General features: G+C 68.8%; 31 protein-coding genes and 1 other RNA gene. 13 read left to right on the top strand and 19 right to left on the bottom strand.

Going from position 1 to position 26,942, the window contains the following annotated elements; genetic code table 11:
• The first annotated feature begins 57 nt into the window (after window positions 1–57).
• Window positions 58–576 carry a MobC family plasmid mobilization relaxosome protein gene (locus PHZ_RS13050; protein ID WP_041373520.1) on the top strand — a complete coding sequence of 173 codons (519 nt, stop codon included), beginning with the start codon at window positions 58–60 and terminating at the stop codon, window positions 574–576.
• Entirely contained in the window at window positions 573–1,577 is a 1,005-nt protein-coding gene (locus PHZ_RS13045; RefSeq protein ID WP_041373519.1) for a relaxase/mobilization nuclease domain-containing protein, read from the top strand. Before PHZ_RS13050 ends, PHZ_RS13045 begins: the two co-directional genes overlap by 4 nt.
• Before the next feature lie 61 nt (window positions 1,578–1,638).
• Here the strand turns inward: PHZ_RS13045 and PHZ_RS22760 are convergent, their stop codons facing one another.
• From PHZ_RS22760 to PHZ_RS12985, 13 genes are all read right to left on the bottom strand, one after another.
• Window positions 1,639–2,226, bottom strand: coding sequence for an LPD7 domain-containing protein (locus PHZ_RS22760; protein WP_148216861.1), 588 nt, complete (start codon window positions 2,224–2,226; stop codon window positions 1,639–1,641).
• The gene (locus PHZ_RS13040; RefSeq protein WP_012522908.1) at window positions 2,216–4,000 is read right to left on the bottom strand and encodes a type IV secretory system conjugative DNA transfer family protein; all 1,785 of its coding nucleotides are present in this window, start codon (window positions 3,998–4,000) and stop codon (window positions 2,216–2,218) included. The genes PHZ_RS22760 and PHZ_RS13040 overlap by 11 nt, the downstream gene beginning before the upstream one ends.
• 52 nt (window positions 4,001–4,052) lie before the next feature.
• Entirely contained in the window at window positions 4,053–5,045 is a 993-nt protein-coding gene (gene virB11, locus PHZ_RS13035; protein WP_012522907.1) for a P-type DNA transfer ATPase VirB11, read from the bottom strand.
• Between the two features lies 1 nt (window position 5,046).
• Window positions 5,047–6,087 carry a TrbI/VirB10 family protein gene (locus PHZ_RS23140; RefSeq protein ID WP_012522906.1) on the bottom strand — a complete coding sequence of 347 codons (1,041 nt, stop codon included), beginning with the start codon at window positions 6,085–6,087 and terminating at the stop codon, window positions 5,047–5,049.
• Window positions 6,084–6,932, bottom strand: a complete 849-nt coding sequence (locus PHZ_RS13025) for a TrbG/VirB9 family P-type conjugative transfer protein (protein ID WP_012522905.1) — start codon at window positions 6,930–6,932, stop codon at window positions 6,084–6,086. The genes PHZ_RS23140 and PHZ_RS13025 overlap by 4 nt, the downstream gene beginning before the upstream one ends.
• Window positions 6,929–7,609 carry a virB8 family protein gene (locus PHZ_RS13020; protein WP_012522904.1) on the bottom strand — a complete coding sequence of 227 codons (681 nt, stop codon included), beginning with the start codon at window positions 7,607–7,609 and terminating at the stop codon, window positions 6,929–6,931. Before PHZ_RS13020 ends, PHZ_RS13025 begins: the two co-directional genes overlap by 4 nt.
• Window positions 7,606–7,782: a hypothetical protein gene (locus PHZ_RS23135; RefSeq protein WP_187149078.1), complete on the bottom strand. Its 177-nt coding sequence runs from the start codon at window positions 7,780–7,782 to the stop codon at window positions 7,606–7,608. Before PHZ_RS23135 ends, PHZ_RS13020 begins: the two co-directional genes overlap by 4 nt.
• A complete protein-coding gene (locus tag PHZ_RS13015; protein ID WP_012522903.1) occupies window positions 7,779–8,717 on the bottom strand; it encodes a type IV secretion system protein in 939 nt (312 codons plus the stop codon). Before PHZ_RS13015 ends, PHZ_RS23135 begins: the two co-directional genes overlap by 4 nt.
• Before the next feature lie 187 nt (window positions 8,718–8,904).
• Window positions 8,905–9,570: a type IV secretion system protein gene (locus PHZ_RS13005; protein ID WP_049758240.1), complete on the bottom strand. Its 666-nt coding sequence runs from the start codon at window positions 9,568–9,570 to the stop codon at window positions 8,905–8,907.
• A gap of 20 nt (window positions 9,571–9,590) precedes the next feature.
• Complete coding sequence (locus PHZ_RS13000) at window positions 9,591–11,951, bottom strand: VirB4 family type IV secretion/conjugal transfer ATPase (protein WP_236611827.1); 2,361 nt, start codon at window positions 11,949–11,951, stop codon at window positions 9,591–9,593.
• Entirely contained in the window at window positions 11,944–12,282 is a 339-nt protein-coding gene (locus tag PHZ_RS12995) for a type IV secretion system protein VirB3 (protein WP_012522900.1), read from the bottom strand. The genes PHZ_RS13000 and PHZ_RS12995 overlap by 8 nt, the downstream gene beginning before the upstream one ends.
• Complete coding sequence (locus PHZ_RS12990; RefSeq protein WP_012522899.1) at window positions 12,275–12,574, bottom strand: TrbC/VirB2 family protein; 300 nt, start codon at window positions 12,572–12,574, stop codon at window positions 12,275–12,277. Before PHZ_RS12990 ends, PHZ_RS12995 begins: the two co-directional genes overlap by 8 nt.
• Entirely contained in the window at window positions 12,571–13,188 is a 618-nt protein-coding gene (locus tag PHZ_RS12985; RefSeq protein ID WP_012522898.1) for a lytic transglycosylase domain-containing protein, read from the bottom strand. Before PHZ_RS12985 ends, PHZ_RS12990 begins: the two co-directional genes overlap by 4 nt.
• A 258-nt stretch (window positions 13,189–13,446) precedes the next feature.
• Here PHZ_RS12985 and PHZ_RS23780 point away from each other — a divergent pair, with 258 nt between their 5' ends.
• Complete coding sequence (locus PHZ_RS23780) at window positions 13,447–13,728, top strand: response regulator transcription factor (protein WP_083770938.1); 282 nt, start codon at window positions 13,447–13,449, stop codon at window positions 13,726–13,728.
• Here the strand turns inward: PHZ_RS23780 and PHZ_RS12975 are convergent.
• The gene (locus tag PHZ_RS12975) at window positions 13,723–14,157 is read right to left on the bottom strand and encodes a helix-turn-helix domain-containing protein (protein WP_187149077.1); all 435 of its coding nucleotides are present in this window, start codon (window positions 14,155–14,157) and stop codon (window positions 13,723–13,725) included. The genes PHZ_RS23780 and PHZ_RS12975 overlap by 6 nt on opposite strands.
• A gap of 569 nt (window positions 14,158–14,726) precedes the next feature.
• Here PHZ_RS12975 and PHZ_RS23615 point away from each other — a divergent pair.
• Complete coding sequence (locus PHZ_RS23615) at window positions 14,727–15,017, top strand: helix-turn-helix transcriptional regulator (protein WP_012522896.1); 291 nt, start codon at window positions 14,727–14,729, stop codon at window positions 15,015–15,017.
• Here PHZ_RS23615 and PHZ_RS12965 read toward each other — a convergent pair.
• A complete protein-coding gene (locus tag PHZ_RS12965) occupies window positions 15,014–16,075 on the bottom strand; it encodes a site-specific integrase (protein ID WP_041373516.1) in 1,062 nt (353 codons plus the stop codon). The genes PHZ_RS23615 and PHZ_RS12965 overlap by 4 nt on opposite strands.
• A 96-nt stretch (window positions 16,076–16,171) precedes the next feature.
• Here PHZ_RS12965 and dusA point away from each other — a divergent pair, with 96 nt between their 5' ends.
• Window positions 16,172–17,221 (top strand): tRNA dihydrouridine(20/20a) synthase DusA, encoded by a 1,050-nt coding sequence (gene dusA / locus PHZ_RS12960; protein WP_041374184.1) that lies wholly within the window; start codon window positions 16,172–16,174, stop codon window positions 17,219–17,221.
• Here dusA and PHZ_RS12955 read toward each other — a convergent pair.
• From PHZ_RS12955 to PHZ_RS12945, 3 genes are all read right to left on the bottom strand, one after another.
• The gene (locus PHZ_RS12955) at window positions 17,165–17,683 is read right to left on the bottom strand and encodes a TIGR02281 family clan AA aspartic protease (protein WP_012522893.1); all 519 of its coding nucleotides are present in this window, start codon (window positions 17,681–17,683) and stop codon (window positions 17,165–17,167) included. The two genes, dusA and PHZ_RS12955, sit on opposite strands and share 57 nt — an antisense overlap.
• Before the next feature lie 77 nt (window positions 17,684–17,760).
• Window positions 17,761–17,967 carry a DUF1289 domain-containing protein gene (locus tag PHZ_RS12950; RefSeq protein WP_012522892.1) on the bottom strand — a complete coding sequence of 69 codons (207 nt, stop codon included), beginning with the start codon at window positions 17,965–17,967 and terminating at the stop codon, window positions 17,761–17,763.
• Window positions 17,964–18,389 (bottom strand): PaaI family thioesterase, encoded by a 426-nt coding sequence (locus tag PHZ_RS12945; RefSeq protein ID WP_012522891.1) that lies wholly within the window; start codon window positions 18,387–18,389, stop codon window positions 17,964–17,966. Before PHZ_RS12945 ends, PHZ_RS12950 begins: the two co-directional genes overlap by 4 nt.
• Window positions 18,390–18,560: 171 nt before the next feature.
• Between PHZ_RS12945 and PHZ_RS12940 the strand changes: the two genes are divergently transcribed.
• A complete protein-coding gene (locus PHZ_RS12940) occupies window positions 18,561–18,905 on the top strand; it encodes a type 1 periplasmic-binding domain-containing protein (RefSeq protein WP_049758235.1) in 345 nt (114 codons plus the stop codon).
• Window positions 18,906–19,062: 157 nt separating this feature from the next.
• The gene (locus PHZ_RS12935; RefSeq protein WP_236611826.1) at window positions 19,063–20,532 is read left to right on the top strand and encodes a phospholipase D-like domain-containing protein; all 1,470 of its coding nucleotides are present in this window, start codon (window positions 19,063–19,065) and stop codon (window positions 20,530–20,532) included.
• A gap of 10 nt (window positions 20,533–20,542) precedes the next feature.
• On the opposite strand, the gene PHZ_RS12930 is transcribed toward PHZ_RS12935, so the two are convergent.
• Window positions 20,543–21,274, bottom strand: a complete 732-nt coding sequence (locus PHZ_RS12930) for an endonuclease/exonuclease/phosphatase family protein (protein WP_012522889.1) — start codon at window positions 21,272–21,274, stop codon at window positions 20,543–20,545.
• 100 nt (window positions 21,275–21,374) lie between these two features.
• Between PHZ_RS12930 and PHZ_RS21745 the strand changes: the two genes are divergently transcribed.
• From PHZ_RS21745 to rnpB, 6 genes are all read left to right on the top strand, one after another.
• Complete coding sequence (locus tag PHZ_RS21745) at window positions 21,375–22,040, top strand: energy transducer TonB (protein WP_049758234.1); 666 nt, start codon at window positions 21,375–21,377, stop codon at window positions 22,038–22,040.
• A gap of 118 nt (window positions 22,041–22,158) precedes the next feature.
• Window positions 22,159–23,364 carry an acyl-CoA dehydrogenase family protein gene (locus PHZ_RS12920; protein WP_012522887.1) on the top strand — a complete coding sequence of 402 codons (1,206 nt, stop codon included), beginning with the start codon at window positions 22,159–22,161 and terminating at the stop codon, window positions 23,362–23,364.
• 48 nt (window positions 23,365–23,412) lie between these two features.
• Complete coding sequence (locus tag PHZ_RS12915; RefSeq protein ID WP_012522886.1) at window positions 23,413–24,555, top strand: acyl-CoA dehydrogenase family protein; 1,143 nt, start codon at window positions 23,413–23,415, stop codon at window positions 24,553–24,555.
• Window positions 24,556–24,665: 110 nt separating this feature from the next.
• Window positions 24,666–25,559, top strand: a complete 894-nt coding sequence (locus PHZ_RS12910) for a DMT family transporter (protein ID WP_012522885.1) — start codon at window positions 24,666–24,668, stop codon at window positions 25,557–25,559.
• 8 nt (window positions 25,560–25,567) lie between these two features.
• Window positions 25,568–26,287: an N-acetylmuramoyl-L-alanine amidase gene (locus PHZ_RS12905; protein ID WP_041373515.1), complete on the top strand. Its 720-nt coding sequence runs from the start codon at window positions 25,568–25,570 to the stop codon at window positions 26,285–26,287.
• Between the two features lie 35 nt (window positions 26,288–26,322).
• Window positions 26,323–26,738: RNase P RNA component class A (rnpB, locus tag PHZ_RS21945), an RNA gene on the top strand.
• The last annotated feature ends 204 nt before the right edge of the window (window positions 26,739–26,942 follow it).

Below are 26,942 nucleotides of genomic sequence, written 5' to 3'. Positions count from 1 at the left end.
GGTTGAGGGCAGGATAGCCTTGCCGGCAGCGATGTATGACGGAGGCCGCCCTTGCCCATGTTCAGTGTCAGGGTCTCTGAGGATCAGGCGGTCCGGTTCGACGCCGCGGCGGCGGGCGCAGGCGGACGCTCAGCCCTGCTGCGCCGGCTGATCAACGAAGCTGGCGTCGGGCCGGAAGCCAGCCCTGGAAGGTCGCTGCGACAGCCTCGCACCGGCGCTCGCCTGATGGTCCGTCTGACGCCAGCGGACGCGGCTCTGGTCGACCGGCAGTCTCACGAGATGGGCCTGCGGCGCGCGGCCTGGGTGGCGGGCCTTGTGTCGGCCCATGTTCGCGGACGGCCGACGTTCGCGGCCTCGGATCATGGGGCGCTCGCCGCCATCGCCGGAGAGATTCGGAGGATCGGCGTCAACGTGAACCAGATCGCCAGGGCGCTGAACACAGCGGTTCTGGAAGGCCGCGTTCTGGACGCGGAGCTCACGTCGATCAGCGCATTGCAGAACGAATTGCGCGCTCACGTCTTCGGGCTGCGCGAGGCCTTTGCGGGCAACCTCGCCTATTGGGACACGGCCTGGTGAGTGAGTTCAGGACCGTCCGCGGATTCGAGGAGGTCTGGCGGCCGCCGGTGTCGGGGCGCGTCTGGACGAACTCGCGGTTCGTCGGCCCAGATGACGCCCGGACCCGGCTGGCGAGACTGGTCCGTCGGACGCCCGAGGTCATGGTGAAGGTTACCGGTCGCACCCGTGACGGGACGCATCTGGCTGCGCACCTGACATACATCACCCGGCGCGGTGAGCTCGAGTCAGAGGGGCAGGACGGACCGCTCCCGGCCGGGAGAATCTCAGTCGCCGATCTGGCCGCCGCCTGGGCCTTCGAGGCGGACCTGGATCCTCGCCGGCGCTCGAACACGCCGGTCAGTCTCTCGGTGATGCTGTCGATGCCAGCCGGCGCTGACCCGTCGAAGGTGAGGGATGCGGCCCGGGGTTTTGCGCGCCGCGCCTTTGGTGACGAACACGACTATCTGCTCGTCCTGCACACGGATACGCCGCATCCACACGTGCATATCGCGGTTCAGGCGCTCGGTCGTTCAGGCGCGCACCTCAATCCGAAAAAGGCGGATCTGGAGCTCTGGCGGCAGGTATTTGCGCGCGAGCTGCGCGAGCGGGGCATCGAGGCCGAGGCGACGCCACGGCGCGCGAGAGGCGTCACCCGGAAGGCTGAACGCGGCCCGATCAGGAGACTGCTCGACCGGATGTCTGCTCAGGGCGGCCCCATGCCGCGTGTGAGGGCCTCCGCCTGGCGCGACGCAGCTCGAGCCGCCTTCCAGGTCGAAGTCGCGCCGGCCGTGTGGGAACGTCGGCTGGCCGAGAAACAGGTGCGGATTCGCGCTCTGTTGCTCGCCCAGGCAAGGCTGATGCAGGTCGCAGGGCGTCCTGAGGACCAGGCGCTCGGCCGCGCTGTTGAGACCTTCGTGAACAGCATGCCGCGCCCCGACAGCCAGCGTCTGGCGCTGGCGCGGGAGCTTCGTGCTCGAAGCGAGGAGCGGCTGGCGGGGAAGAGCCGTCAGCGGCGACGGTGACGCTTGGAGCCAGATCTGGACGCCCGCCTGGCGTACTCAGGGACGCTGAGCGATCGCCGTATCAGCGTGGCCGCTCCCGGGAAGGCGCGTTGCGACTGGTCGGCGTCTTGAACGCGTCTCGTTCAAGCCATCCGGCAAGTCGTTCACGAGCCCGCGCCGCCAGTCGCTCCCGGGCCGCGGGATCCGCGACCCGCGCCCTCAGCACGGCTTCGATGATCCTGAGCGGTGGGGCCTGAGGCCAGGAGCGGCTGTCGTGATCGACGTTGCGTTCACTGGAGCGGGTCCGACGCGCGAGCAGCTGGGCGTCTCGCGCGGTGGGCTCGTAGCCCCGCACCTTCAGGCCGGCGGCCCGGGCCGCGAGCCAGGCTTCACGGCGAAAGTCCGACGTGCCGCGCACAGCGATTTCCTTCCACTCGCGGTGAACGGCGATCGCGATCATGTCCCGCACGACATTCGGATCATTGCGACTGGTCATAAGGCGACGCCCGTTGTCCCGGAAGGCCGGCGTGCTGACCGAGGCGTCTATGAAGTAGGCGACCTGCCCGCCCTGGCGTTCTCGCAGGTACCGACGCAGGACGGCGGCAGGCAGGTCTCGCAGGCCATCCGAACCTGCGGCTCCATCGATACGGTTCAGGGCTTCATCGCTCACTTCGCGCCTCCCGATCGCTCGTGGCCGGCGGGACGGCCGCGTCGATGAAGCGGTCGATCCAGTCGGCGACATCATCTTCGCTGGCGGCAGGGGGCGGCGGCGGTTCGAGGTTGCGAGCGGCGAGTTCGCGCGTCACGGCGTCCAGGGTCAGGGGATCATCTACGGCATCCGACGCGACTGGCGGGTCTCGGGACATAGCGATGGGGACGCTGAGTTTCGGGACGACAGGAGGGGAGCGCAGACGGCGTATGAAGACCCGCTCGCGGAAATAGACGATCTTGCGGCCCCGCACGGGCGGTACCCCGGCGCGCAGGACAATGAGCGCGTCCGAAGCCAGCTGCAGAAGCTCCTGAGGGAGCATCAGAGCGCGACGCTGTTCAGACTCGCTGACGCTGCGGTGGCCTCGGGCGAGGCCGCTCGGGCGGCTGCGCGAGGGGCTCGAGACGGTCGTGTAGCCCAGGCGCTCCGAGAGCTCCTGCGCGACCTTCAGCTCCTTGGGCGCGAAGGCGATCTCGACGCCGCAGTTGGCGATGATCTCCTCGGCGAGATCGCGTCCGTACTCAGCGCGCAACTGAGCCGGGCTCTGCAGGACCGGAAGGAGTCGAAGTCCATAACCCGCGACATAGGCAAAAGCGTGAGCCAGGACCGGCGCGTGCCCAAGGCGGGCAAACTCGTCGAGCAGCACGAGCACCGGGACGGTGTGGAATGTGGAGGTGGGCGGCTCGCGGGTGTTCAGGTCGATGAGCTGCTGAAAGAGCAGATTGTAGAGGGGAGCGACCCGGGTGAGGTTGTCGGGACTGGTCGCCAGGTACAGGGACTGGGGCTCATCCCTGAAAGTTCGCAGGTCGAAGTCGCTGGTCTGCGTCGCCGCGCAGACCCGTGGACTGAGCCAGAGGTTCAATCGCGAAGTGAGCGTCTGGCGGACGGAGGCGAAGGTGTTCTCTGAGCTGGCGCAGAAATCGGCGAGCGCCTGCTCACACCCCCAGTGAAACGGCCGGCCTGCAGCCCGCCGGGCCGCCATTTCGCGCGGGAAGCGGGCGCGAGGATCGCCGCGCGTCAGTTCCGTGTAGATGGCGCCAACAGAGAACGGCAGCTCAGGCGTCGCAGCGACGTAGGCGCCCACGCCGATGAACCCGGTGCGGGCGGCTTCCGCCCAGAACGGGTCGGCGCCGGGCGGCGCCGGGAATAGCATGACGGCGAGCTTCTGCAGTTCGTCCAGGACGGCTGTGGGATCCCGGCGGTCGATATGGCCCAGCGGGTTGTAGCGGGCCGTGCGACCCTCCGCCTCCAGGGGATCAAAGAAGTAGACCTTCTGACCCTGCGCGGCCCTGAAGCCCGCGCTTGCGGCCCAGTTCTCGCCTTTGACGTCCAGGCACACGACGGAATGGGGCCAGTTCAGAAGGTTGGGGACCACCACGCCGACCCCTTTGCCGGTGCGGGTCGGGGCGTAGAGCATCACGTGCTCCGACCCGCCAAAGGCGAGTGGCGCACCGTTACGGCGTCCAAGCAGAACGCCATCCCTGGCCCGCAGCCCGGCGCGCCGCAGGTCGATTTCGCTGGCCCAGCGCGCCGCGCCATGCAGCGGGCGACGCAGGCCGCGGAGGGCGCCGACGGTGACGAGGGCCCCGAGGCCTGTCGAAATAAGCAGCCCGATCCTCGCCCAGCGACGGACCTCAGGATCGCCCCGGAAGTACCAGAACCAGCCCGGAATAGCGGCAGGATCGATGTCGGGGCTGAGGCGGCCAAGGCCAGCCAGCGCGACAAGCGCAGCCATGGAGAACACGAATACGCCGCCCGCCGCTGCGGCGATGGCGTACCCGACAACCCTAAGCGGCGAGGGTGCGCTTGAGCTCGGGATCATACCAGATCTCGCGAACCCCGAAGCGCTCACCTCTGCGGACGACGTGAACCACCACATCGACCAGCATGCGGAGCATGCCCCGGATGTCCTCACGAGCCAGGTGACGGCCGCCTTCGCTCTCCTTGATGAGCAGGGTCAGCTGCTCGAAGGCGAGGCTCGCGGAGTCGGCATGGACGGTGGTGATCGAGCCGGGATGACCTGAGTTGACGTTGCGCAGATAGAAGAAGGCGCTTTCGTCGCGCAGCTCCTGAAGAAGGATGCGGTCGGGTCGCATGCGCAGCGCGCTTTCCAGGAGAGCCTTCGGGCCCACCTTCGCGAGGCCCTGTCCGTCCTTCGAGTAGAGCAGGTGGACGACGTTTCGGTGCGGGGTGATGAATTCGCGGGCGTCCTCCACCGTGATCAACCGCTCATCCGGAGGGATCAGGCGGAGTAGCGCCTTGGCGAGCGTTGTCTTGCCGGAGCCGGTCGCTCCGCTCACGACGATGTTTCGACGCGCGCGGACGGCGCGGCCGAAGAAGCCGGGCCAGTCTCCAGCGGCCTGCAGGGCGCGCATGGCCGCATCTGCCTCGTCGTCCGGGGCGGTGGCGACGTTCTCGAACAACCCTGACCGGGCCAGGTCCGCGAGTTCAAAGGCTGTTGGCGAGGGGCGTCTCAGTGTGAGCGAGGGGTGCTCTGCTGCGGGTGGCAGGACGATCTGGCAGCGCTCGCCGGACGGAAGGACGGTGGAGCAGATCGGACGGTCGGGGCTGACATCCTGGGCCGTCGCTGCGGCCGCCCCGATCGCCAGAGTGCGCAGCCACTCGGTCGTCAGCTCCGGCGCCTCATGCCACAACCAGGCGCCGCGGCGCTCCACCGCAAACTCGCCTGGTCGATTGACCACAAGCTCTGTCGTCCCGTCGGCGTCGAGCGCAGCTCGCAAAGGGCGGAGGTGGTGATTGAGGATCGCCACGTCGCCCATGTCAGCGCGCCTTGAGGCCGTAGACTTCAGAGAAATCAAAGTCGTGTGCAGCCATGATGGTCACCTCTGATCCCTGTGGCTTGCGCAGGGTGGGCGAAATATCGCGACCGCCTTCGAGGGCGGTCGACGCCGCTGGGGACGGCAGTCTGACCAGGCCAGGAGTGTCGAGCGCCGCCGTGACGCCGGATGCGCCGGCGTCGACGACCGTGAGCAGGAGGCCGGCGCCGAAGCGCTCCCAGAAGTGATGGTCAACCTCGCCATCGAATCCGGCGCGGCCCAGCGCGTCGGCGGCGGGCGACGTCAGTTGCAGGACGATCCCGTTCGGCGTCACGGCGCGGGTCCACAGCACGTGCAGACGGCGTTGCCCTCGCTTGAGGCCGGTCCTGTACTCGCCGCTCACCCGGGTACCCTTCTCCAGGAGAACCAGCGCGCCATTATCCGAATGGACGTCCGACGGGATGACGCAGGTGACAGGGCCGGGCGTGGTGGAGTCCATCGCGGTCTGCAGCACGCAGGGCAGACTCGAGCCCGCGAGGATCAGATAATTCCGGTCTCCGAGCCGCCGCGCCTTCACGGTTGGCTCATCGGCCTGCGGCGCGGGCGGCCTGATCATGTCGGGAGCGGCGACCGCAACGCGGCGACTATAGGCGAGCAGGGGCGCCCGTCGGACACTTTCATCGCTCTGAGCGCTCCGGCCGCCGGGCGTCGACGCCGCGAGGGACGTTCCTTGGGGATCGAGCGCAGGGACAGGTCTGGCCGGGTCCGCAGGAACAAGTTGCGGAGCGTCCGGCCCAGGCTGATCAAGGGTTGGCCGCAGGCCCTCAAAGGCGACGACCTGACGTGCTGGCTGCTGCGGCGGCGGCGTGGGGGTGGTCCCGCCCGGCGTCCAGCCGAACGCAGCAAGGGCGGCGCAGCCGACGACCAGACCCCCGAAGACGACGACCGCGCCAACCCGGCGGCGCTGGGCTCCCGCAATGGGGGAGATGCCGCGGTTCAGGGGCGGCTCCGCCCCTGGCGCCTGTGCGTAGGGACGGTCGATCATCGGCGTTGTTCCTTCAGGATCCGATCGACCTGAGGGGCGGCCGTGCCGGTGGTCAGGCGCGGGCCACGGGGGCTCCAGGCGAGATTATGGATGCAGAGCACCTCGCGGCCGCGGCGAAGTCGCAGTTGCGGCGCGGTCTGGTGGACGACGACGAACTCGCCGCGGACGTCGAAGGGCGCGAGCGCTTCCGATCCGTCGGGCGTCACGACGAAGAGGCCTGGAATGGCCTGGGCGCCCGGGAACCTGAGGACAGTGAAACGTCCATTGTCAGAAACTTCGGACGGGGCGATCGCCCGGGATCCCTGCAGCGCATAGGAGAGATTCCGCGTTCCCTCGATCGCGCCGCGCTCGAGCTTCAGGGTGAGCAGACGCTGCTCAAGAGCTCGGGTCTCCGCGGCAAGCGCGCCGACCAGACGAGCCTGGTCCTGCTGTGGATGGCGAACGCGCAGCACGAAGGTCGTGCCTGGCGCCGTGCGGGCGCTGCTGCCGGAGCGAGCCGACAGCTCGAAGACATAGTTGCGTGTCTCCCCTGTGCTGGTCGCCGTGGTCACGAGCAGATTGGTGGGCGCGCGCAACGAGGTCGGCTTGATGAACAGGATCGATCCCTCAGCCGCGACCTCCCAACTTGAGGTGTCGCCGAGCGCCACGTGCTGGATCGTCTCGTCCGAACCGAACAGCACCTGGGTGGCGGTCCTGTGAACGCCCACGATCCGCATCACCTGCTGCGGATCGTAGTCGACGGTTCGGATGCGCGGGTCGCTGGCCGGGGTCTTCGGGGGTGATGCGGCGACGGCCGGCGCTGCGCCGAGCAGGCTGGCCACAAGGATGAGGTTCCTTAGCGTCATTGGATGACCTCCGGGTCCGCGCGGTAGCTCGAAACCTGGAAGCCCAGCGGATTGCGCAACCTGTCGGACTCCGACATCGGCGCCCGGGCGTAGCCGAAGGCCACGGTTGCGATCCAGTCGCTTTCGGTCAGCTGACCTTGCTGTCTTAAGGTCCGGTGGAACCTCACACTGGCGACCTGGGGGGCGACGAAGGTTATGGCGCGGACCCGCGCCTCAGCTTCCGCGTTCGGTCCCCAGGCCACCTGAGGGCTCAGGGGGTTCGATGGTCGGAAGCGCTCTGCCCAGCGCTGCTGCTCGGCTGGCGTCGACATGATTGAAACCTGACGGAAGTTCGCCTCGGCGGCAGGCGGCAGCCACGACTCCCGCGCCCGGACATAGGTCGCCAGGAAGGACTTGGTGACCGCCTCTTCGTAAGTCAGGTCACCGGCCTCGTTGAGCCCTGTCATCACCTCGACGGCGCCCGTGCTCCGGTCGACCCGGACCACGTAGGGCTCCACGGTCTTGAGCGGCGAGAGCGCGGCGACGGCGCACACTGCGGCTGTGGCGAGCGCGGACGCGCCAGCGGCCACGCTCCAGGCCACGCGGCGGGAGCGGTTCGCCTGGCGCAGGCGATCGGCGTCCCAGCTACGCGCCTCGGCGAAGTAGGCCTTCAGGTCCGGAGACGGGACGCCCGTCATGCGCACCCTCCCTTGCCAGCCGGAAGCGGCGGTTGCTGGGCGTCCGGCGCCAGGACGGAGCCGTGCGGATTGGCGGGGCGACGAGCGCCGTGGCAGCCCGGCGCATCGCCGTGGCTGGCGCAGGCGCTGGTCAGAAGGGCCGCCAGGATCAGCAGCTGGGGAACGCGTCTCATGCGGAGGCTCTCACGGGTCTGACGGAGCCGCCTTCCCGCATCGTCTGCGTGCGACCGCCGCGGGTGGCGTGGCTGGTGAAGGGCATGCGGGCGCCGCCTGCGCCGGCCGCCGCGTTGCCGAAGTCGGCGAGACCGGCGCTCGCGCCCCCGGCGATACCCGTGGCTATGGCGGGCACCTGCAGGAAGAAAATCCCGGCCAGGAGGCAGAGCGCGATGAACATGAGGCCGGCCACAACCGGGTCCTGGCCTTCCAGCCCGCTCCACTGCTGGGCGACGAGGGCGAGGATGAGCTGCAGGATCGCCAGGATCAGGGCGAACAGCACGAGGTAGTTCACGGCCTGACTGAGCCAGCCGAAGAAGTACCGCCGCGTGGCCTCGAAGAGGGAAAGCCCGACAAAGATCGGCCCCAGGGCGATCAGCAACGCCAGGGCGACCTTGGCAAGCGTGACGATGCCAAAACCCAGGGCGGCGGCGAGGGCGCCGAACACATAGACGCCACCGGCGACGAGCAGCGGCGCCCAGTTGAAGGCGGATGCCTCTCGGGAGACCGTCTCGCCAAGGTAGGCCACACGGGCAAAGAAGTCGTCGAAGGCGCTGCCGACGTCCACTGCTAAGTTTCCGGCGACTGTGCGCGCCAGGGTCTCGGGCAGGACGTGAAACAGCGGCTGAGTGATCCAGTCGCCATAGGCGGGGGTCGTCGCCAGCCCGTAAATCGCGGCTAGCTTGATGGACCGCACCGCGAAGTCCATCAGCGGCTCAGCGATGGCGCCGCGCAGGATCGCGATGCCATAGAGCAGGACGTACAGCACCAGACCAAGGCGTAGCGGTCCGGAGACTTCAGCAATCGCACGACCCACGCCTTGATCGAGGAAGACGTCGAGCCGGCCGTCGATGAAGAGGTAAGCCGGCCCGAACACCCGGAATGAGCCGTCCATTAGCGGATGTCCTTCTTGAACCGCTGCAAGCGAGCGTCGGAAGCCTGCCGCGCGGTGACCGCCTGGCACTCGCGGTCGGCGGGCGCGCAGTCCGCAAGACGCTTAGGCGCCGCGGTCCGCTCACTGTTCGCCCCCGGTGAAGGATCACAGGCCGCGAGCGCGAAGAGGCAGATGACCAGGGCGGATCTCATCGGATGCTGCGCCTGTAGAGCTGGAGCCGCGCTTCCGAGGCCGCGGCAGCGCGCTCACGCAGGCGCTGGGCCTGCAGGCGATCTTCTGCGGCCTGGGCCATAGCCAGGCCCTGGAGCCGCATCTGGTCGTTGGCGATCAGCGCCTGCTCGGCCGAGACCCGCGCCTGCAGGTCCATGACCGCGCGGACGTTGGGCGCCGCGTCGACGGCGCTGGCGAGGTCCTGGAGGCCCGTCAGACGTTCGCCGCCGGCGCGTGCGGCCGCGAGGCCGACTGCGAGGTCGCGGGCCGCCCGGTCGCCCTGGCGCTCGAGATCGGGATCGGCGGGCGCAGCGTGAAGGCGAGCGCCTTCGCGAATGCCTTTGGCCTGCGCGCCCAGCGTTCCGAGCCCGCCGAGGTCACCCCTGGCGGCAGCGACATAGGCATCGAGGTTCGGGATGAAGTCCCGGAGCTCGGGCGTCGTCAGCCGGGGCGCGAGCCCTCCCGCGCCCGAGGCGGTGTTGAAGCCGTCGTAAAGCCGGCGGCTCTCCTCGAGCTGAGCCTTCATGGCGTTCAGTTGATCGAGCGCGGTCTGGGCCTGCCTGAGCAGGCTCCCGTAGTTCGTGGGATCGTGCACCACGAGCTGGGCGGCGGCGGGCGTGGCGGCTGAAATCGCCCCCAGCATCAGGGGAAGGCAAAGAGGTTTCATCGCGCCTCGCGTCGGGCTTGCTGGAAGGGGGCGAGCCAGGCAGTGGGATCGTCGCCGTGGATCCCGCGAATGCGATCGAGCAGGTCGACCGTCTCTGCGCGGCCTGACAGCACCGCCAGGGCGTCCTCGAGGCCGCCCAGGTCGAGCTCGACGACGACGGAGTCGAGCCCCTGCTTCACCAGGAAGCGGCGCTGTTCGGCGCTGAGCTCGTCGCGGATGAGCTGGAACTCGCGGCATGTGAGACCGAAGCCGTCGACGTAATCCCGCTCGCTGGCGTGGGGATTGGGCAGGAAGATTTTGGTGGCGCACTGCTCAACGATCGTGTGGGCGATCGGCGAGCGCAGGACGTCAGCGGGGGACTGGGTGCCGAACACCATGAAGGCGTTCTGCTTGCGGAAGGTCTTCAGGCCGTCCTCAGCCAGCCCCCGGAAGGCCTCGTCGCCGAGCGCCTTCCAGAACTCGTCGATGTCGATGACGAGGCGTCGGCCGTCGACCAGCTTCTGCAGCCGGTGGAAGAGGTAGAGCATCAACGGAGTTCGCACCTCCGCGGAGTCGAGGAGATGGGTCATGTCGAAGCCGGCGAGACGTGGAGACAGATCCAGCGCATCGGTTTCGCCGTCGAGCGCCCAACCCAGCGCCCGTCCCTGCCGCCACCGATCCAGGCGCGCGCCAATCCCGCCGGCTTCCCGCTGACCGAGGAGACTGCGGAGCGCCGCGAACGAGCGCTCGTCGGCGGGCAGCTTCAGGACGGCGGCGACCGCCCGCTCGATGGCGTTCTCGTCCTCGACGCCCAATGCGCCATCCGCGCCCGCGACGAGGCTGCGGATCAATGCGCGGAGAAACGCCCGGTCTGGCGGCGTATCCGCGGCCGCCTTCAGCGGCGCAAAGCCGGTGGGCTCGCCGGGGCGCAGTGTGAGGTACGTCCCACCGCAGGCGCGGATGAAGATTTCCGCCCCCCGATCCTTGTCGATGAACACCTGCTGGCAGCCGAGCTTCTCCAGCTGGCCGAGCATGAAGTTCTGGACGACCGTCTTCCCCGAGCCTGAGGGGCCGCAGATGAAGGTGTGGCCGAGGTCGCCGGCGTGGAAATTGAAGTGGTAGGGCGACCCAGCCGTGGTGCGCAGCAGGGCGACGGCCTCGCCCCAGTGATTGCCATGACCGCGTCCCGCGGGATGGGTGTGGAAGGGCGCCAGGCCTGCGAAATTGCGGCTGGTGATCGCCGCGGGCCGCAGCCGATAGCGGAAGTTGCCCGGGAACTGCGCCCAGAAGCCGGCCTCCAGCCCGAGATCCTCGCGCACGACGACAAGGCCGCTTTCGGCCAGGAGCGCGCTGGCGCGCGACATGTGGTCAGCCAAAGCGCGAGCGGTGTCGCCCAGGACCAGAAGTGAGGCCTGGTGTTCTCCAAGCGCGAAGCGGTTCGAGGTCAGGTCGTCCAGGGCCTCGTCGAGTCCCGCGATCTGAGAGGCCGCCCGGTCCCGCGTCGAGACCATCTGGTTCTGCTTGCGGCTCATCACCGCCTGGGCGGCCGGCTTCGAGAGGAAGGCGAAAGACTGGGAGAGCACAAAGGGAAAGGGGGCGGAGAGCAGGGTGTCCCAGTGCCCGGGCCGCGTTGCGGCCGGATACTCCTTCAACCCCAGCATGCCGGCATAGCGCGTCTCGGCGGCGTCGCGGATCTCGATCGCCTCACGGCCAAAGATCAGTCGTGAGGCGTAGAGCGCAGCTCCCAGGTGACCTCGCGTGAGGGGGACGGCCTCAGGACGACCGGTGAGGATCAGGCGCAGCATCTCGAGCGGCTCGGAAAAGACGAGACCGTCGAGGTGACGCAGACCAAGCCGGGTCGGTTCATAGCGCCTGAGGTGTTGCGCCAGGTCCTCGGCGATCTCCTCGAGCCGCGAGACATCGGCGTCATCGACGGCGGGGACGCCGCGGCCGATCAGACGCTGCACCCACGCCTGGGTGCGCTCCGCAGGGTCAACACCGGGGTGCAGAACGAGGGTGACGAAGAGGTCATTCGCGTAGAGCCGCCCTGCGGCCATGCGGCCGCGATAAGCCGCGTCCAGTTCTTGCGCGAAGGCCGACTGGAAATCGCCGTCCGGCCACGCGGTCTGCTGACGCCGCACGAGATGATGCCAGACGGCGAGCCGGTCGCTGGCGAGATTTCGCCAGCTGGCGTTGAGCCTGACGTGTCGGTCGTTGAGGTCCCGAATGTCGGCCGTTTCGAAACTCGCCCCAGTGAGGCGGAAGCAGGTCATCAAGGCCCCGCTATCCAGCGCCAGCACGCTGTCGGAGACATGGAGGGCATAGGGCAGGAAGCGAGCCGGTTCTGGTTCGCGCCGGCGGGCGGAGAGGCTAGCCACGGGTAACCTCCGCGGTCGCAAAGCGGCGGCGCAGCGGCAGAGGAGTCGGCGAGCTGCCGCCCCAGAGCCGGCCATTGCGCGCCCGGCCCTTGGTTTCAATGAACAGGTAGAGGACCCGGAACGCGTTGGGGTCGGACTTGCAGATGGCCTGGAACACCAGATGCAGCGCGGGCGCGACCAGAAGCCAGGCGAGGGAGCCCCCCGCGAGGAAGGCGGTCGCCGAGACGATCAGATTGGCGCCGACCGCTTCCATCGGAACCCCGAGGAACAGGGCAGGCCGGGTGCAGGCCAGGAACAGGGGGTCTTCGGTCAGGCGCTCGGCGTTACGCACCGGCCCCTCCCGTGATCAGATCGACGATGGTTGTGGCTCCGAAGATCACGATGATCCCGACCACGACGGTCCCCGCGCGGCGCAGATCGAGATGGCCGAACATCCACGCGATGCCGGTGATGATCACGGCCAGGACGGCGAGACCGCGGATGACGCCGCTGTTCAGGAGATCGATGATGTTCTGGATGAAGCCGCCGAGATCGCCCCCGACGCTGGTGGATTGAGCGAAGGCGGGGGAGGCGCTGAGCGCAAGCAGGGCGGCGAGCGCCAGGCGCCGGCGGGCGAAAGTCATCTGAGATCTCCAGAAGAGGGGGTGAGCACAAAGCCGCCGGACCTGATCCGGGCGCGTGCGAACACGTCCCACGTCGGGGCCGCCGCGGGGGGAGATGCAGAAGGCGGCGAGACATTCGCGGCCGCATGTGTCCGCAGCGCTGGGACGAGGCTGGCGGCGGCGCGGGTGACGCGGGTCACATAGCCGTTTCGCAGGCCGCGCTCTGGGTGGCCGGTGTTGTAGATCGACAGCGCCATGCGCAGCGCCGCCTGTTCGCCGGGCGCGACTTTCGTGGCGCGGTCGAACCCTTCGGAGAGCACCGTCGCCGACGCGGCCAGGTTACGGCAGGGATCGAAGGCGGCTTCGACGGTCAGGCCAAGTCGGCTGAGGTTTCGGGAATTGATCTGCCCCAGGCCGAGATCGATGCTGCGGCCGTTCGCAATCAGGCGCCGGGCGACTGCAGCCGCCTCTTCCGCCGAGCGCGGCCGAAGGGCGCCGCCGCCAGCTCCATTGACGCCGATCGCCAGCGGATCGAAGGCGCTTTCGGCCTTTGCGATCGCCAGCAGCGTCGATGGCGCGACGGCGGGCGCGCACTGGCTTGCGAGCGGCAGAAGGGTGGCGAGATCGAGCGGCATGGCGGTCCCTGTCTTCAGGTCCCCTTGATGCCGGAGCGCCATCGCTCGGACGATGCGTACGCCTACTTGCGCGAGCAGGTAGATCTTCGTGCGAAGCTGCGTTCACGCAGAGTTTGCGTGGCTGAGTCGCAAGAAACTTGCGGGCGTTAGGGAGCCGAGTTGCGGGTATTTGTTCGCGGCTTAGTTCTCCGGAACGAGTCTGCATTTTTGAATATTCAAAGCGCCGTGCACGACCTGTGCTCGTTTAGGAGAACGCTTATGACTTCGGCCATCGGCGACCGTGCAGAGCGCCCCGCGCATCCCGAGCGGGACCGCATCGCCGCCGCGCTTTCGGCGCGTCAGCTGGAATGTCTCACCTGGGCTCAGGAGGGAAAGAGCGCAACCGACATCGGCCAGATCCTCGGGATCTCCGGGCGCACCGTTGAGGGGCATCTGGCGAAGGCCTGTTCAGTTCTGGGCGTGCGGACGCGCGTACAGGCCGTGGTGCGGGCGCGGCGACTTGGTCTCCTTCCCGAAAGCCTCAGCGAGAGGCTGTCATGAACTCTCGTCCCTGCGCGGCGGGCCGACGATCGCCGGATCGTGCATCCACGCCTCCACCTCGACGCGCCGAACCCGGGCGCGCTGGCCGAGCAGGTCGAATGCTTCGGTGAGGTGGCGCATCAGCGTGTGGGGGTCGAGGGCCCGCAGCTCATCGCCGATGCCGGCGTCGAAGTCCTGAAGCGCCAGCAACAGGATGGTGCCGGCCTTATTGTCCGCGCACCGCAGCGCGAAGCTCGGAGAGGCCAGCTCCAGGCCGAGGACAATGCCGTAAGGGTCGACGTCTAGCACCTCGGCGAACTGATGAATTCGTTCAACGTCGATGCGGCCCTTTCCAGATTCGAAGTGCTCGTAGGATCGAAGCGGCATTCCCATGCGCCCGGCGACATCTGCGGCCTTCAAGCCCCGCTGCCGTCTCAGCGCCTTCAGCATGGTCGAGAGCATCGCGCGGCGATCTGCGGAGGATTTGGGGATCGCCGTCCTCATAAGCCTACAGACAACTCACGTTTGTGATTCCTTGTCATACCATCTTACGGCGCAGGTAAAGACGCGATCTGGCGGCAGAAGCTCGGGCATCTGCGCGTCGCTTATTGTTGAGCCGCCCGCGGGAACGTCGCGAGTTGGCGCTGATCTCTCGGGCGTCAGATCGGAAGCGGACGTGCGGAGCTTTTCCGCCAGATCAGCGATCCAGCGAGCTCCTCGCGCGGTCGGGCGCCGGAGGTATTCGAGACCACCAGGCGCGCTCTCCCGGCTTGGGGCAGACTCGCTCAATCAGGTCCTCGGGGATGGCGATCGAGCTGACACAGGCGAGTTGGCTTATGTCCGCCCGTTGTGCATCTACGAGCGTCTCGGCCAGCGCGTGAAGAGCCCGAGGGAGGCCGGCGTTACGACCGACAGCTCGGGGCGGCAGGCGGGGGCGAGCAGAGAGCCCGTACGCTTGCGCATGTGGCGGATAGCGCCGCCCCCTTACTCTGGGCTGATGCGCCAACGGGAAACCAGACATGCACGAAGAGCAACCGCTTCCCACCCGCTTCCTTCGAACTCATGAGGCCGGAAGGTTCCTGGGTCTCTCGGGCCGAACCTTGGAGAAGCATCGGGTCTACGGGACTGGACCGGCTTATCGGAAGGTCGGCGGACGGGTGATCTATGCCGTTGAGGACCTGCAGGCGTGGGCGGAGCAGGGTCGCCAGCTCTCCACGTCCGATGTCCGTCGGACACAGCCTGCCAGGCCCACGCCCGAGCAGCGGACGTTTCAGTTTATGCGCGAGCTGCCGCGGCCAGCCGCGCGCTAAGCCACCTTTGACGCGGCCACGGCATGCAGCGCTTCTGGCCGGAGATGCGTGTATCGGCGCAGCATCTTCCAGTCCTTATGCCCCGAGACGAGCGCCACCTGCTCGATCGTGAAGCCGGCTTCGAATAGCCGGCTTGTCGCCTCATGCCGTAAATCGTGGAAGTGAAGATCCTCGATCTGCAGCTCCTTGCAGGCGCGCGTGAACGCGGTGCCGGCGGACCGGTGGCAGTAGGGGAAAATGCGATCGTCTTCGTTGCCTCGACATCCGCGCTGCTCTTCGATGAGCGCCAGGGCGTCGTATCCTGACACCGCCAGCAGCGGGATTCGCTGATCGTTCCCCTTCTTAGCGCGCGGATCTTTTCGATCGCGCACTGTCAGCATCTTGGTGCGCGGGTTCAGGTCCGCCCAGGTGACCCGGCAGATCTCTTCCTGCCGCAGGGCCGTCGCGATCGCGAACCTGATGATCCGCGCCATGGGAATGACCTGGCGGGGGTTGTCATTGAAGTGGGCGACGAGCCGTTCGATCTCCTCCTCGGTCGGGCGCCTGTCTCGTTCGTTGCTCTTGCCGATAAGACCTAGCCGCTTGAGCGCGATGCGTGCGAGGTCAACGGCCTCCAGCGACAGCGGCAGGCCGTGAACTGCGGCCGCGTGAGAAATCACCAGCCGGATCATGCCGAGGTCCATGCTGACCGTGACGGGTCCCGCGCCCTGGGCCGCGCGAGCTCGCCCGAAAGCGATGAGCCGCTCACGGCCTAGTTCGACAGCGTCCAGGCTGCCGAGTTCGCGCTTGAGCATTGCGAGCGTGGCGTCCTTGGATCGGCCCGGAGCTCGGCCGACAGCTTTCATGTCGGCGACGTGCAGGTCGATCAGGTCGGCGAAGCTCGAAACGCGCTGTACGCGAGAAGAGCGCGGCGTATCACCCCGATCGATGGCGCACTCGGCCTCGAACGCCCAGCGCCGCGCATCCTCGCGCCGGAGGAAAGTCTCGCTTACATAGCGGCCCTTGCGGCGCACCTGGGCGCGCCACGATCCAGAGTCGAGCTTGGTGAACGTGGCCATTTTGCGTGTGCGCTCCCTGTGCAGCGAGATCGCGAAAGTCCGCGAAAACCGGCGTGCAGGAGCGTAAAATGGCGCAAATGCATACCGATCCAACTAATTGAGTTTACGAGAAAAGTGCAGAAATATCAAGCTCATAGGTTCGCCATTGCACCTATGATGGACTGGACCGACCGGCACTGCCGGGTCCTGCACCGGACGCTGTCGTCCCGGGCGCTGCTCTATACCGAGATGCTGACCACCGGGGCCGTGCTGCACGGCGACCGCGAGCGGCTGCTCGCCTACGATCCCGTGGAACATCCGGTGGCGCTGCAGCTGGGCGGCTCCGAGCCGGCCGAGCTGGCGGCCGCCGCCCGGATCGGCGAGGCCGAGGGCTACGACGAGATCAACCTCAACGTGGGCTGCCCGTCCGACCGGGTGCAGTCGGGCCGGTTCGGCGCCTGCCTGATGCGCGAGCCCGAGCTGGTGGCCGAGTGCATGGCGGCCATGGGCGCCGCGGTGAAGGTCCCCGTCACCGTGAAGTGCCGGATCGGCGTGGACGACCAGGACCCCGAGGAGAGCCTGTTCACCCTGGTGGACCTCTGCGCGGAGGCGGGGGTCACGAGCTTCGTCGTCCATGCGCGCAAGGCCTGGCTGAAGGGGCTCTCGCCGAAGGAGAACCGGGACGTCCCGCCGCTGGACTATCCGCTGGTGTGGCGCCTGAAGGCCGAGCGCCCGGACCTGACCATCGTCATCAACGGCGGGATCGGCTCGCTGGATGAGGCTGAGGACCACCTGCGCCACGTGGACGGCGTCATGCTGGGCCGCGCCGCCTACCACACGCCCGATCTCCTGGGGCAGGCCGACGCACGGATCTTCGGCGAGGACCGGCGGGTGAGCCCGTTCGAGGCGGTGGAGGCGTTCCGGCCCTATGTCGCGGGCCAGCTCGCGAGGGGGACGCATCTGGCCGCCATGACCCGGCACATGCTGGGCCTGTTCCACGGCGTGCCGGGCGCGCGCGCCTGGCGCCGGATCCTGACGGTGGACGGCGTGAAGGCGGGGGCGGGTCTGGAGGTGATCGACCGAGCTCTGGCGGCGGTCTCGGAGCGGGCCTCAGGGCTGCAGGAACAGCGCCTCGCGGGTGGCCTCGAAACGGGCGAGGCGGCCTAGGTAGCTCATCCCGAGCAGCGAGGTGTCGAGACCCCGCTCGATGACGAGGGCGCCGACGTCGTCCAGACGCGCCCCGCCGACCGACACGGAGGCTAGCGTCACCGCCGCCGCCCGCGAGCGGCCGCCGGCCGTGGTCACGCGATAGGAGTAGTCCAGGTCCTGGGTGCGGAAGCCGAGCCGCTCGGCGTCCTGGGGCGTGAGCGCGACCGCCGTGGCGCCGGTGTCCACCAGGAAGCGGACAGGCTCGCCGTTCACCTGGCCGTCGGCCCAGAAGTGGCCGTCCGCGCCCTTCAGCACCGCGGCGGCGGGGGTGGGGCCCTGCGGCGGCGGCCCGAAGCCCGGCGCGTCCAGCCTGGCCAGCCGCAGGGGGGCGGGAGCGAAGGCCAGCATGGCGCCGGCGCTCAGCACGGCGGACACCCCGGCGACCGCCGCGACCAGCGCATATCTCGTGAGGCTAGACACCCGGAGCCATCCGCAAGCGGCCTTCCGGCCGACCGAAGGGGGGAGGCTAGCGGACCAGCGTTTTCAACCGGTGAACGTCAGAGGAGGCCCAGCTTCTCGGGCCGGATGAGACTGCGGCGCGTGGGCAGCTCGGCCATGATCCGCTCGCGCTCGGTCTCGGACAGGCGGGCCCAGCCGGCCACCTCGTTCAGCCGCCGGTAGCAGCCGAGGCACAGGCCGCTCTCGCCGTCCACCACGCACACCTTGATGCACGGGGTCCTGATCGGGGCGGGGGGCTGGCTCATCCGGGCAGAGCGTAGGTGACGTTCGCCTGGGCCGCCAGCCGGTCGGGTCCCTCGGTCCAGATCCGCACGTCGCAGACCGCCAGCCGCCGGCCGAGCCGAAGCATCTCGGCCTCGGCCGTCAGGTCGCCCGGCGCGGCGCCCCGCAGGAAGCTGATGTTGAGCTGCGAGGTGACGGCCATGAGCTGGTCGCCCGCGTGCGCCAGGACCAGGGCGTAGGCCGCCGTGTCGGCCAGGGACATCAGGGTCGGGCCCGAGATCACCCCGCCCGGCCGGAGCAGGCCTTCGCCGTACGGGCGGACCACGCGCACCCGTCCGGGCGTCACCTCCGTGACCTGCGGTCCCCCCGCGGCGATGCCGGGGAAGGCGGTCTCGAGCAGCGCGTTGACGCCGGCGGCGTCCAGCTTGGGCGGGGGAGCGGCCATGGCCCCTTCTGGCGCGGGTGACCGGATCATTACAAGTATTTTATCGAAACGCGTAACATGGACGTATCATTACTAAAGGTTCATGTGCGAATACTGATTGTTGCGGCAAGTTCATTTGAAAGAAGCGGTGGCGGGGATCAGTTTGCGCTCAGGTTTCTAGGGAGAAGTCCAATGAAGTTCGCCGCCATCGCCATCGCCGCCGCCACCCTCGCCGCCGCCACCGGTTCGACCGCCGTCGCCGCTGAACGCGTCTCGGACATGGACTACATGCGCGCCAGCCGCTGCAAGGGCCTGGCAACCACCCTGACGGGCGTGGTCGACGCCGGCTCGATCGACGCCTACCTGAAGTCCGCCAAGGGCGCCCGATCGCCGGTGGTGTACGACCGCGCCGACGCCGAGTTCGACCGGGCCAAGCGCGAGGCGCGCAGCGAGGACCGCAAGGCCCGCCTGACGGCCGAGCTCACCGGCCCCTGCTCGGCCTATCTCGGCGGCCCCGCGGTCACCGCCAAGCGCTGACCTCTCCGCCCTCACGATCTTCTAGCCGCCGACTTGGCGCGCCGCCCGCCCGGGCGGCGCGCTTTTCTCTTGCGCGGAAGGTCTGCGGAACCCCACCTGAGCCATGGGCTTTCTGGAGCGTGGCCATGACGGCCGCGGGCTCATGGCAAGGATGCGGATGACGGTCTTCACTCCGGGCGAGACGTGCTGGCGTACGGCCCCGGCCGACCGTGTGGCGTTCCTGATCGACAACGAGGCCTACTTCACCGCCGCCTTCGAGGCGATCCAGAAGGCCCGGCGCTCGATCCTGCTGCTGGGCTGGGGCTTCGATCCGCGTACGCGGCTGTTCCCCGACGGCTACGACGGCCCCGCCGACCCGGACGAGGTGGGGCGCATCCTGCTCCGGCTTTCCGAGGCCCGGCCGGACCTCGACATCCGCCTGCTGATCTGGAAGTCGGCCCTGCCGGTGAGCGCCAGCCAGCAGTTCTTCCCGCACAAGGCCCGCAGCTGGTTCAAGGGCACCAACATCAAGTTCCGGCTGGACGACCAGGTCCCGTTCGGCGCCTGCCACCACCAGAAGGTTCTGGTGATCGACGACCGCCTGGCGTTCTGCGGCGGCGGCGACATCTCTGTGGACCGCTGGGACACCCCCGGCCACCTGGAGGTGGATCCGCGGCGGATCATGCCCAGCCAGAGCTACCACCCCCCGCGCCACGAGGTGATGATGATGGTCGACGGCGCCGCGGCCAGGGCGCTGGGCGACCATTTCCGCGAGCGCTGGCGCGCCGCCGAGCCCGAACCGATCGAGCCGCCCCCGGACGCCGGGGGCGATCCCTGGCCCGATCACGTGCCGCCGCACATCTTCGGCGCCGAGGTGGCCATCGCCCGCACCAGTCCGGCCTGGCGCGGCGCGCCGCTGGTCGAGGAGATCAAGGCCCTGACGCTGGAGTGCATCGGCAAGGCGCGGGACGTGATCTACCTGGAGAACCAGTATTTCACCTCGCCGCTGGTGGCCGAGGCCCTGGCCGCCCGCCTGGCCGAACCGGACGGGCCCGAGGTGCTGCTGATCACCACGGGCAAGTCGCCGAGCTGGTTCGACCAGCTGACCATGGACCGGGCGCGCGGGGCGATCATCTGGCGGCTGCGCGCCGCCGACGTGTTCGGACGCTTCCGGGCGTTCTACCCGACGACCTCGGGCGGCTCGAACATCATCGTCCACTCCAAGGCCAGCATCTTCGACGACCGAGTGGTCCGGGTGGGCTCGGCGAACCTCAACAACCGCTCCTTCGGCTTCGACACCGAGATCGAGCTCGGGGTGGAGGCGCAGGAGGAGGCGGCCCGCCTGCACGTCTCGGCGCTGCGGGATCGCCTGGTGGGCCACTTCCTGGGCGTGACGGGCGACTCGGTGACCAAGGCCCGCGCCGAGCACGGCGGCCTGGTGGGGGCGGTGGACGCCCTGAACCGCGACGGTCGGCTGGTGCCGGTCGACCCCTCGCGCCGCTCGCACTTCGAGGAGTTCATCGCCGCCTATCACGTGGGCGACCCCGCGGGCGTGGCCGACTCGTGGCGGCTGGGCCGGCGGCGCGAGCGGCTGTTCGCCGAGGCGCGCGAGCTCTCCGACCAGGCGCACCGGCAGTCCCAGGGCTAGACCGGCGGCGCTAGGCCACGTCGAAGTCCATGACCAGGGGCAGGTGGTCCGACGCCACCCGGGTCAGCGGATCGAACGGGGCGAAGACGTCGTGCACCTCGATCCCCGGGCTGACGAACACGTGGTCGATGCGCAGCACCGGCAGCGGAGAGGGGAAGGTGGAGGTCGCCGTCCGCCGTCGCGTCAGCCGCCGCGCGGCCTTAAGCCGGGCCGTCAGGGTGCGATAGACCACCGAGGTCGCCGTGGCGTTGAAATCGCCCAGCAGGATCGCCGGCCAGCGGCAGTCGGGATGGTCGAGCCACGTGGTCCCGGCCAGGTGCGCGGCCTGGATCTGCTGCTCGCGCGGGATCAGGCCCAGGTGGGTGTTGATGATCTGCACGGGCTTGCCGCCGATCTCGACCTCGACCCACAGGGCGCCGCGCGGCTCCAGCGCCCGCATCCGGTCGTAGCCGGGCAGGGGGCCCACCTTCACCAGCCGCTCGGGATAGGCGGTCAGGATGGCGTCGCCGTAGCGCTCCTCCTCCACCTGCAGGGCGGCGTGGAAGTGGCAGGCCATCTCGAGCTGTTCGGCGATCTCGTGCGCCTGGTCGGCGTAGTTCGTGCGCCGCCGGCCGACGTCCAGCTCCTGCAGGGCCACGATGTCGGGGTTCAGCGCCGCCAGCACCGCGGCGATCCGGCTGACGTCCAGGCGACGGTCGTTCCCGACGCAGCGATGGACGTTGTAGGTGACGATACGTGGCATGGGGCGGGGGAGGTGTGGCCGCTGAATGCGACATTGGCAAGGTTGCCAACCCGCAGCGCTTGGTTTCAGTTGCGCTTGGAAACCTGGAGTTGCATCGCCGATGCCCGTCGCGCCGCCCGTGACCCTGCTCGCCGCCGCCCTGCTGCAGTCCGCCGCGAGCGCGCCTGCGCCCGAAGCCCGCATCGTCCGGCCGCCGGACCTGAACCTCCTCTACATCTATCCGCAGACTGCGCGCGCCGCCGGCGTGGAGGGCAGCGGGACCGTGACCTGCGCCGTGTCGGCCGACGGCGCGCTGTCGGCTTGCCGGCCCGTGGGCGAGGAGCCCGCCGGGTTCGGGTTCGGCGTCGCGGCGGCGAACGTGGCCAAGCGCTACCGGGCCGAGCCCGCCGCTCCCGGCGCGGCCCTCCCGGCGGAGGCCACCTTCGCGATCGGCTTCCGGCTCCGGCCGGCCTGGGGGCCGTTGGTCCGCGTGGACGCCCACGACGGCTGGGCTGTACTGCAGACCCCCTTCGTCTGGCAGGAGTTCTTCCCCGACCGCCCCCGCAAGGAGGGCGTGGCCGGCGAGGTGGAGGTGAAGTGCGCGCCGGGCCGAAAGGGCAAGGCCACGTGCGAAGTGGTCCGCGAGACGCCCGAAGGCTACGGCTACGGCAAGGCGGCCCTGAAGGTGCAGCAGACCCTGCGCCTCAGCCCGCCCCCCGGCGGCGCCCAGGCGACCGGCCGCGTCGTGCGCACGACCGTCCGGTTCGATCCCCGGCCCAAGGACTGAGTGATCGGCGATTACGTTATCGGTGTTTACGTTGACGTTAGCGTCATCTTTGCAGGCGGCGGAGGCGCGCGTATAGGGTCGCGCGAACCGGCGACGAACGCCTGCAAGGGAGATGGCCATGAACCTCGACTTCACGCCTGAAGAGAACGCCTTCCGCGAAGAGGTCCGGGCCTTCATCAAGGAGAACTACCCGGCCGAACTGCGCAAGGCGCAGGACGAGCGGCGGCCCCTGACCAAGGAAGAGTATCTCCTGTGGCACAAGGTGCTGGCCAAGAAGGGCTGGGTCGCGCCGGGCTGGCCAAAGGAGCTGGGCGGCACCGGCTGGACGCCCACCCAGAAGTACATCTGGTCGGAGGAGACGGCGAAGGCCGACTGCCTGCCGACCCTGCCGTTCGGCCTCTCGATGCTTGCGCCGGTGCTCTATACGTTCGGCACCGACGAGCAGAAGAAGAAGTTCCTGCCGGGCATCTACAACGGCGATGTCTGGTGGTGCCAGGGCTACTCCGAGCCGGGCGCGGGCTCCGACCTTGCGAACCTGAAGACCCGGGCCGAGCGGATCACCGCCGACGACGGCAAGGAGTACTACATCGTCAACGGCCAGAAGACGTGGACCACGCTCGGCCAGTACGCCGACTGGGGCTTCTTCCTGGTGCGCACCGATCCCGACGCCAAGCCGCAGTCGGGCATCTCCTTCCTGCTGATCGACATGAAGACGCCGGGCATCACCGTGCGCCCGATCATCACCCTGGAAGGCGGCCACGAGGTCAACGACGTCTTCCTCGACAACGTGAAGGTGCCGGTCGAGAACCGCATCTTCCACGAGAACCAGGGCTGGACCTGCGCCAAGGCGCTGCTGGCGCACGAGCGCACCGGCATCGCGGGGGTCGCCCGCTCGAAGCGCAACCTTGAGAAGCTGCGCAAGATCGCCGGCACCGAGCGGTCCGACGCCGGGGGCTCGCTGATCGGCGACGCCTTTTTCCGCCGCAAGGTGGCCGAGCTGGAGATCGACCTGACGGCCCTGGAGTTCACCGAGCTGCGCACCCTGGCCGGCGAGTCCAGCGGCAAGGGCCCGGGTCCGGAAAGCTCGATCCTCAAGATCAAGGGCACCGAGATCCAGCAGCGCCTGCAGGAGCTGGCGCTGGAGGCGGTGGGCCACTACGGCGCGCCGTTCCTGCGCGACATGACCGGGCACAACCTGGGCATCGGTCCGGACTACGCCGAGGGCCTCGCGGGCGAGTACTTCAACGGCCGCAAGACCTCGATCTACGGCGGCTCGAACGAGATCCAGCGCAACATCATCGCCAAGATGGTGCTGGGCCTCTAAGCGCCTAAGATATTCACAGATTAGAAGATTTAAGACGGAGCAAGCGCCGTGGATTTCAGCTTCACCGAAGAACAGTCGATGCTGCGCGACACGGTCGCGAGCTACCTGGCCGACAACTACGACTTCGACAAGCGCCGGGCGGCGCTCGCCAAGGCGCCGCACTGGCGTCCCGACGTCTGGAAGGCCTTCGCCGAGGAGCTGGGCATCCTGGGGGCGCCGTTCTCGGAGGAGCTGGGCGGCCTGGGCGGCGGCCCGATCGAGAACATGGTGGTGATGGAAGAGCTGGGTAAGGCGCTGGTCGTCGAGCCCTACCTGCCCACGGTGGTGATCGGCGGCGGCTTCCTGAAGCACTCGGGCCACGCCGGCGCGGCCGACCTGATCGGCGGCATCATCGGCGGCACGAACATCTTCGCCTTCGCCTACGCCGAGCCGCAGGGGCGCTACAACATGGCCGACCTGACGACCACGGCGAAGAAGGACGGCGCGGGCTACGTGCTGAACGGCCACAAGGCGGTGGTGATCGGCGGCCCGTACGCCACCCACTTCATCGTCACGGCGCGCACCTCGGGCGGCCAGCGCGACGCGCAGGGCGTGTCGGTGTTCCTGGTCGAGCGCGGCGCGGCCGGCGTCTCGACCCGCGACTACCCGACCGTCGACGGCTTCATGGCCTCGGAGGTCTACTTCGAGAACGTCTCGCTGGGCGCCGACGCCCTGATCGGACCGGCCGACCACGGCCTTCCGCTGGTCGAGAAGGTGGTGGACGAGGCCATCGCCGCCACCTGCGCCGAGGCCTGCGGCGTGCTGCGCCGCCTGCAGGAAGGCACCGTCGAGTACACCAAGCAGCGCAAGCAGTTCGGCGTGCCGATCAGCTCGTTCCAGGTGCTGCAGCACCGGATGGTCGACATGTTCATCAACCTCGAGCAGTCGATCTCGATGACCTACATGGCCAACATCAAGCTGGCTGACGACGCCGAGCGGGCCAAGGCGGTTTCGGCCGCGAAGGTCCAGATCGGCAAGGCCTGCAAGTTCGTGGGCGAGCAGGCCATCCAGCTGCACGGCGGCATGGGCATGACCGACGAGATGGCCATCGGCCACTACTTCAAGCGCGCGACGATGATCCAGAGCGCGTTCGGCTCGGTCGACCACCACCTGGCCCGCTACGAGTCCCTGAGCCTCGGCCAGGCGGCCTAAGGGGCGATGACGGGTGGAGGGGCCGTCCTCCACCCGTTCGTCCCGGTGACGCCCGGGATTCTCTGACCGCCATTGCCCGCCGCCCCGGGGCGGCCTAACCGGAAGCGGACATGTCTTTCCGCGACTTCGGACTGTTGGCCCTCGTGTGCCTGCTCTGGGCCTCGAACAACATCGTCTCGAAGTACGTGATCGCGACGCTGGGCGTCCCGCCGCTGTTCTACGCCGCCGTGCGGTTCGGCGTGGTCGCGCTAGCGGTGTTCCCCTGGCTGTTCCCCATGCCGCGCCCGGCCTGGCGGCTGATCGTCGTGGCGCTGCTGATGGGCGGCGGCAACTTCGCCCTGCTCTTCATGGGCCTGCAGACCGCGACCCCGTCCGCCGCCGCGGTGGTGGGGCAGGTGGGCGTGCCGATGACCACCCTGCTCTCGGTGCTGATGCTGGGCGAGCGCATCCGCTGGCGGCGCGGGATCGGCATCGCGCTGACCCTGGCCGGCGCCCTGACGGTGATGTGGGATCCGGGCGGCTTCGCCCTCTCGGGCGGCCTGCTGTTCGTCGTCGCCTCCGCCTTCGCCGGCTCGCTGGGCGCGGTGATGATGAAGCAGATGGAAGGCGTGAAGCCGCTGCAGTTCCAGGCCTGGGTGGGCCTGGCCTCGGTCGCGCCGCTGGCCCTGCTGTCGGCCCTCCTCGAGCCCGGCCAGGTGGAGGCGGGCCTGCGGGCCGGCTGGCCGTTCTGGGTGGGGGTGGTCTATTCGGCCGTGGTGATCTCGGTCGGCGCCCACACGCTCTACTACGCGCTCATCCAGCGCTACGAGGCCAACCTGATCTCGCCGTTGACGCTGATGACCCCTCTGGCCACCATCGCGCTGGGCGTGGCGCTGCTGGGCGATCCCTTCGGCCCGCGCATGGCCATCGGCACGGCGGTGGCGCTCGCCGGGGTGCTGATCATCGCCCTGCGCCGCAACCAGGTGATGCCGCTGCTGCTCGCCGTCTGGAACCGGTCCCAATGACGCCCCCCATGACGCTCATCGAGGCGCCGTCGCCCAACTTCAACGCCCGCCTCGCCCCGCCGGACACGATCGTCCTGCACTACACGGGGATGGAGACGGGGCAGGCGGCCCTGGACCGTCTGCGCGATCCCGAGGCCAAGGTCTCCTCCCACTACCTGGTGGAGGAGGACGGCCGGGTCTTCCGCCTGGTGCCCGAGGAGCGGCGCGCCTGGCACGCCGGGGTCTCGTTCTGGAAGGGCCAGCGCAATCTCAACGACACCTCGATCGGCGTCGAGATCGTCAATCCGGGCCACGAGTTCGGCTACCGGCCGTTTCCCGAGCCGCAGGTCGAGGCGGTGATCGCGCTGCTCGCCGACATCCGCAGCCGCTGGATGATCGAGGACGGCCGCATCGTGGGCCACTCGGACATCGCCCCCGACCGCAAGATCGACCCCGGCGAGCTGTTCCCGTGGAAGCGCCTCGCGCAGGCCGGTCATGGCCTGTGGGCCGAGGCGGCGCCGGCCCCCGGCGCGCCGATCGGCGAGGGGGAGGAGGGCGCGGCCGTCTTCGCCCTGCAGGCGGGGCTCACCCGCCTCGGATACGACCTGCCGCCTTCGGGCCGGTTCGACGCCGACACCACGACGGTGGTCTCGGCCTTCCAGCGCCATTGGCGTCCCGAGCGGATCGACGGGATCGCCGACGGCGAGACCCGGGCGCGGCTGATCGCGCTGCTGCGGCTCTCGGCTTGACCGCGCCCTTGCGCCGGCCCATCTCTCCTCGCGGATCAGACGGCCGGGCGGTCGCGGCCCTCCTTCGGGCGGGTCGAGGAAAGTCCGGGCTCCACGACGGCATGGCGGCGGGTAACGCCCGCCGGGGGCGACCCCAGGGATAGCGCCACAGAAAGCAAACCGCCCGGCGAAGCCTCGTGCGGAGCAGGGTAAGGGTGAAAGGGTGGGGTAAGAGCCCACCGGGTCGCTGGTGACAGAGGCCGCATGGCAAGCCCCGCCAGGAGCAAGACCGAATAGGGATTCCGCGCCGGCGCCTCTCCTTCGGGAAAGGGGCCGGTAGGGCCGCCGCCGGCCCGAGGGATCCGGGTAGGTCGCGAGAACCGGTCCGCGAGGGCCGGTCCAGAGGAATGATCGCCGCGCTCCGCCCTCGGGCGGGGCGGCACAGAACCCGGCTTACAGGCCGTCTGATCCCCTTCCACAAGTCGAAGCGCCCAGTGCGCCGATCAGGCGGCGCGAGTAGTTCAGTGTATGTTCTGTGGATAACTAAAGAGCGTTAACCATACTTGGCTGCGAGGCTCTTGTTTCAGCCGCAAATAGTCATTCGGAGTCATTGTGTCCCAATTAATCCCATGATACCCCAATCAACGTCTCGCTAACCAAAACCGCGTTGGGGCGG

This window comes from Phenylobacterium zucineum HLK1 (assembly GCF_000017265.1).
Classification (GTDB): domain Bacteria; phylum Pseudomonadota; class Alphaproteobacteria; order Caulobacterales; family Caulobacteraceae; genus Phenylobacterium; species Phenylobacterium zucineum.
Note: the sequence above shows the minus strand (reverse complement) of the source record. Positions and strands in the feature narration are given on the sequence as shown.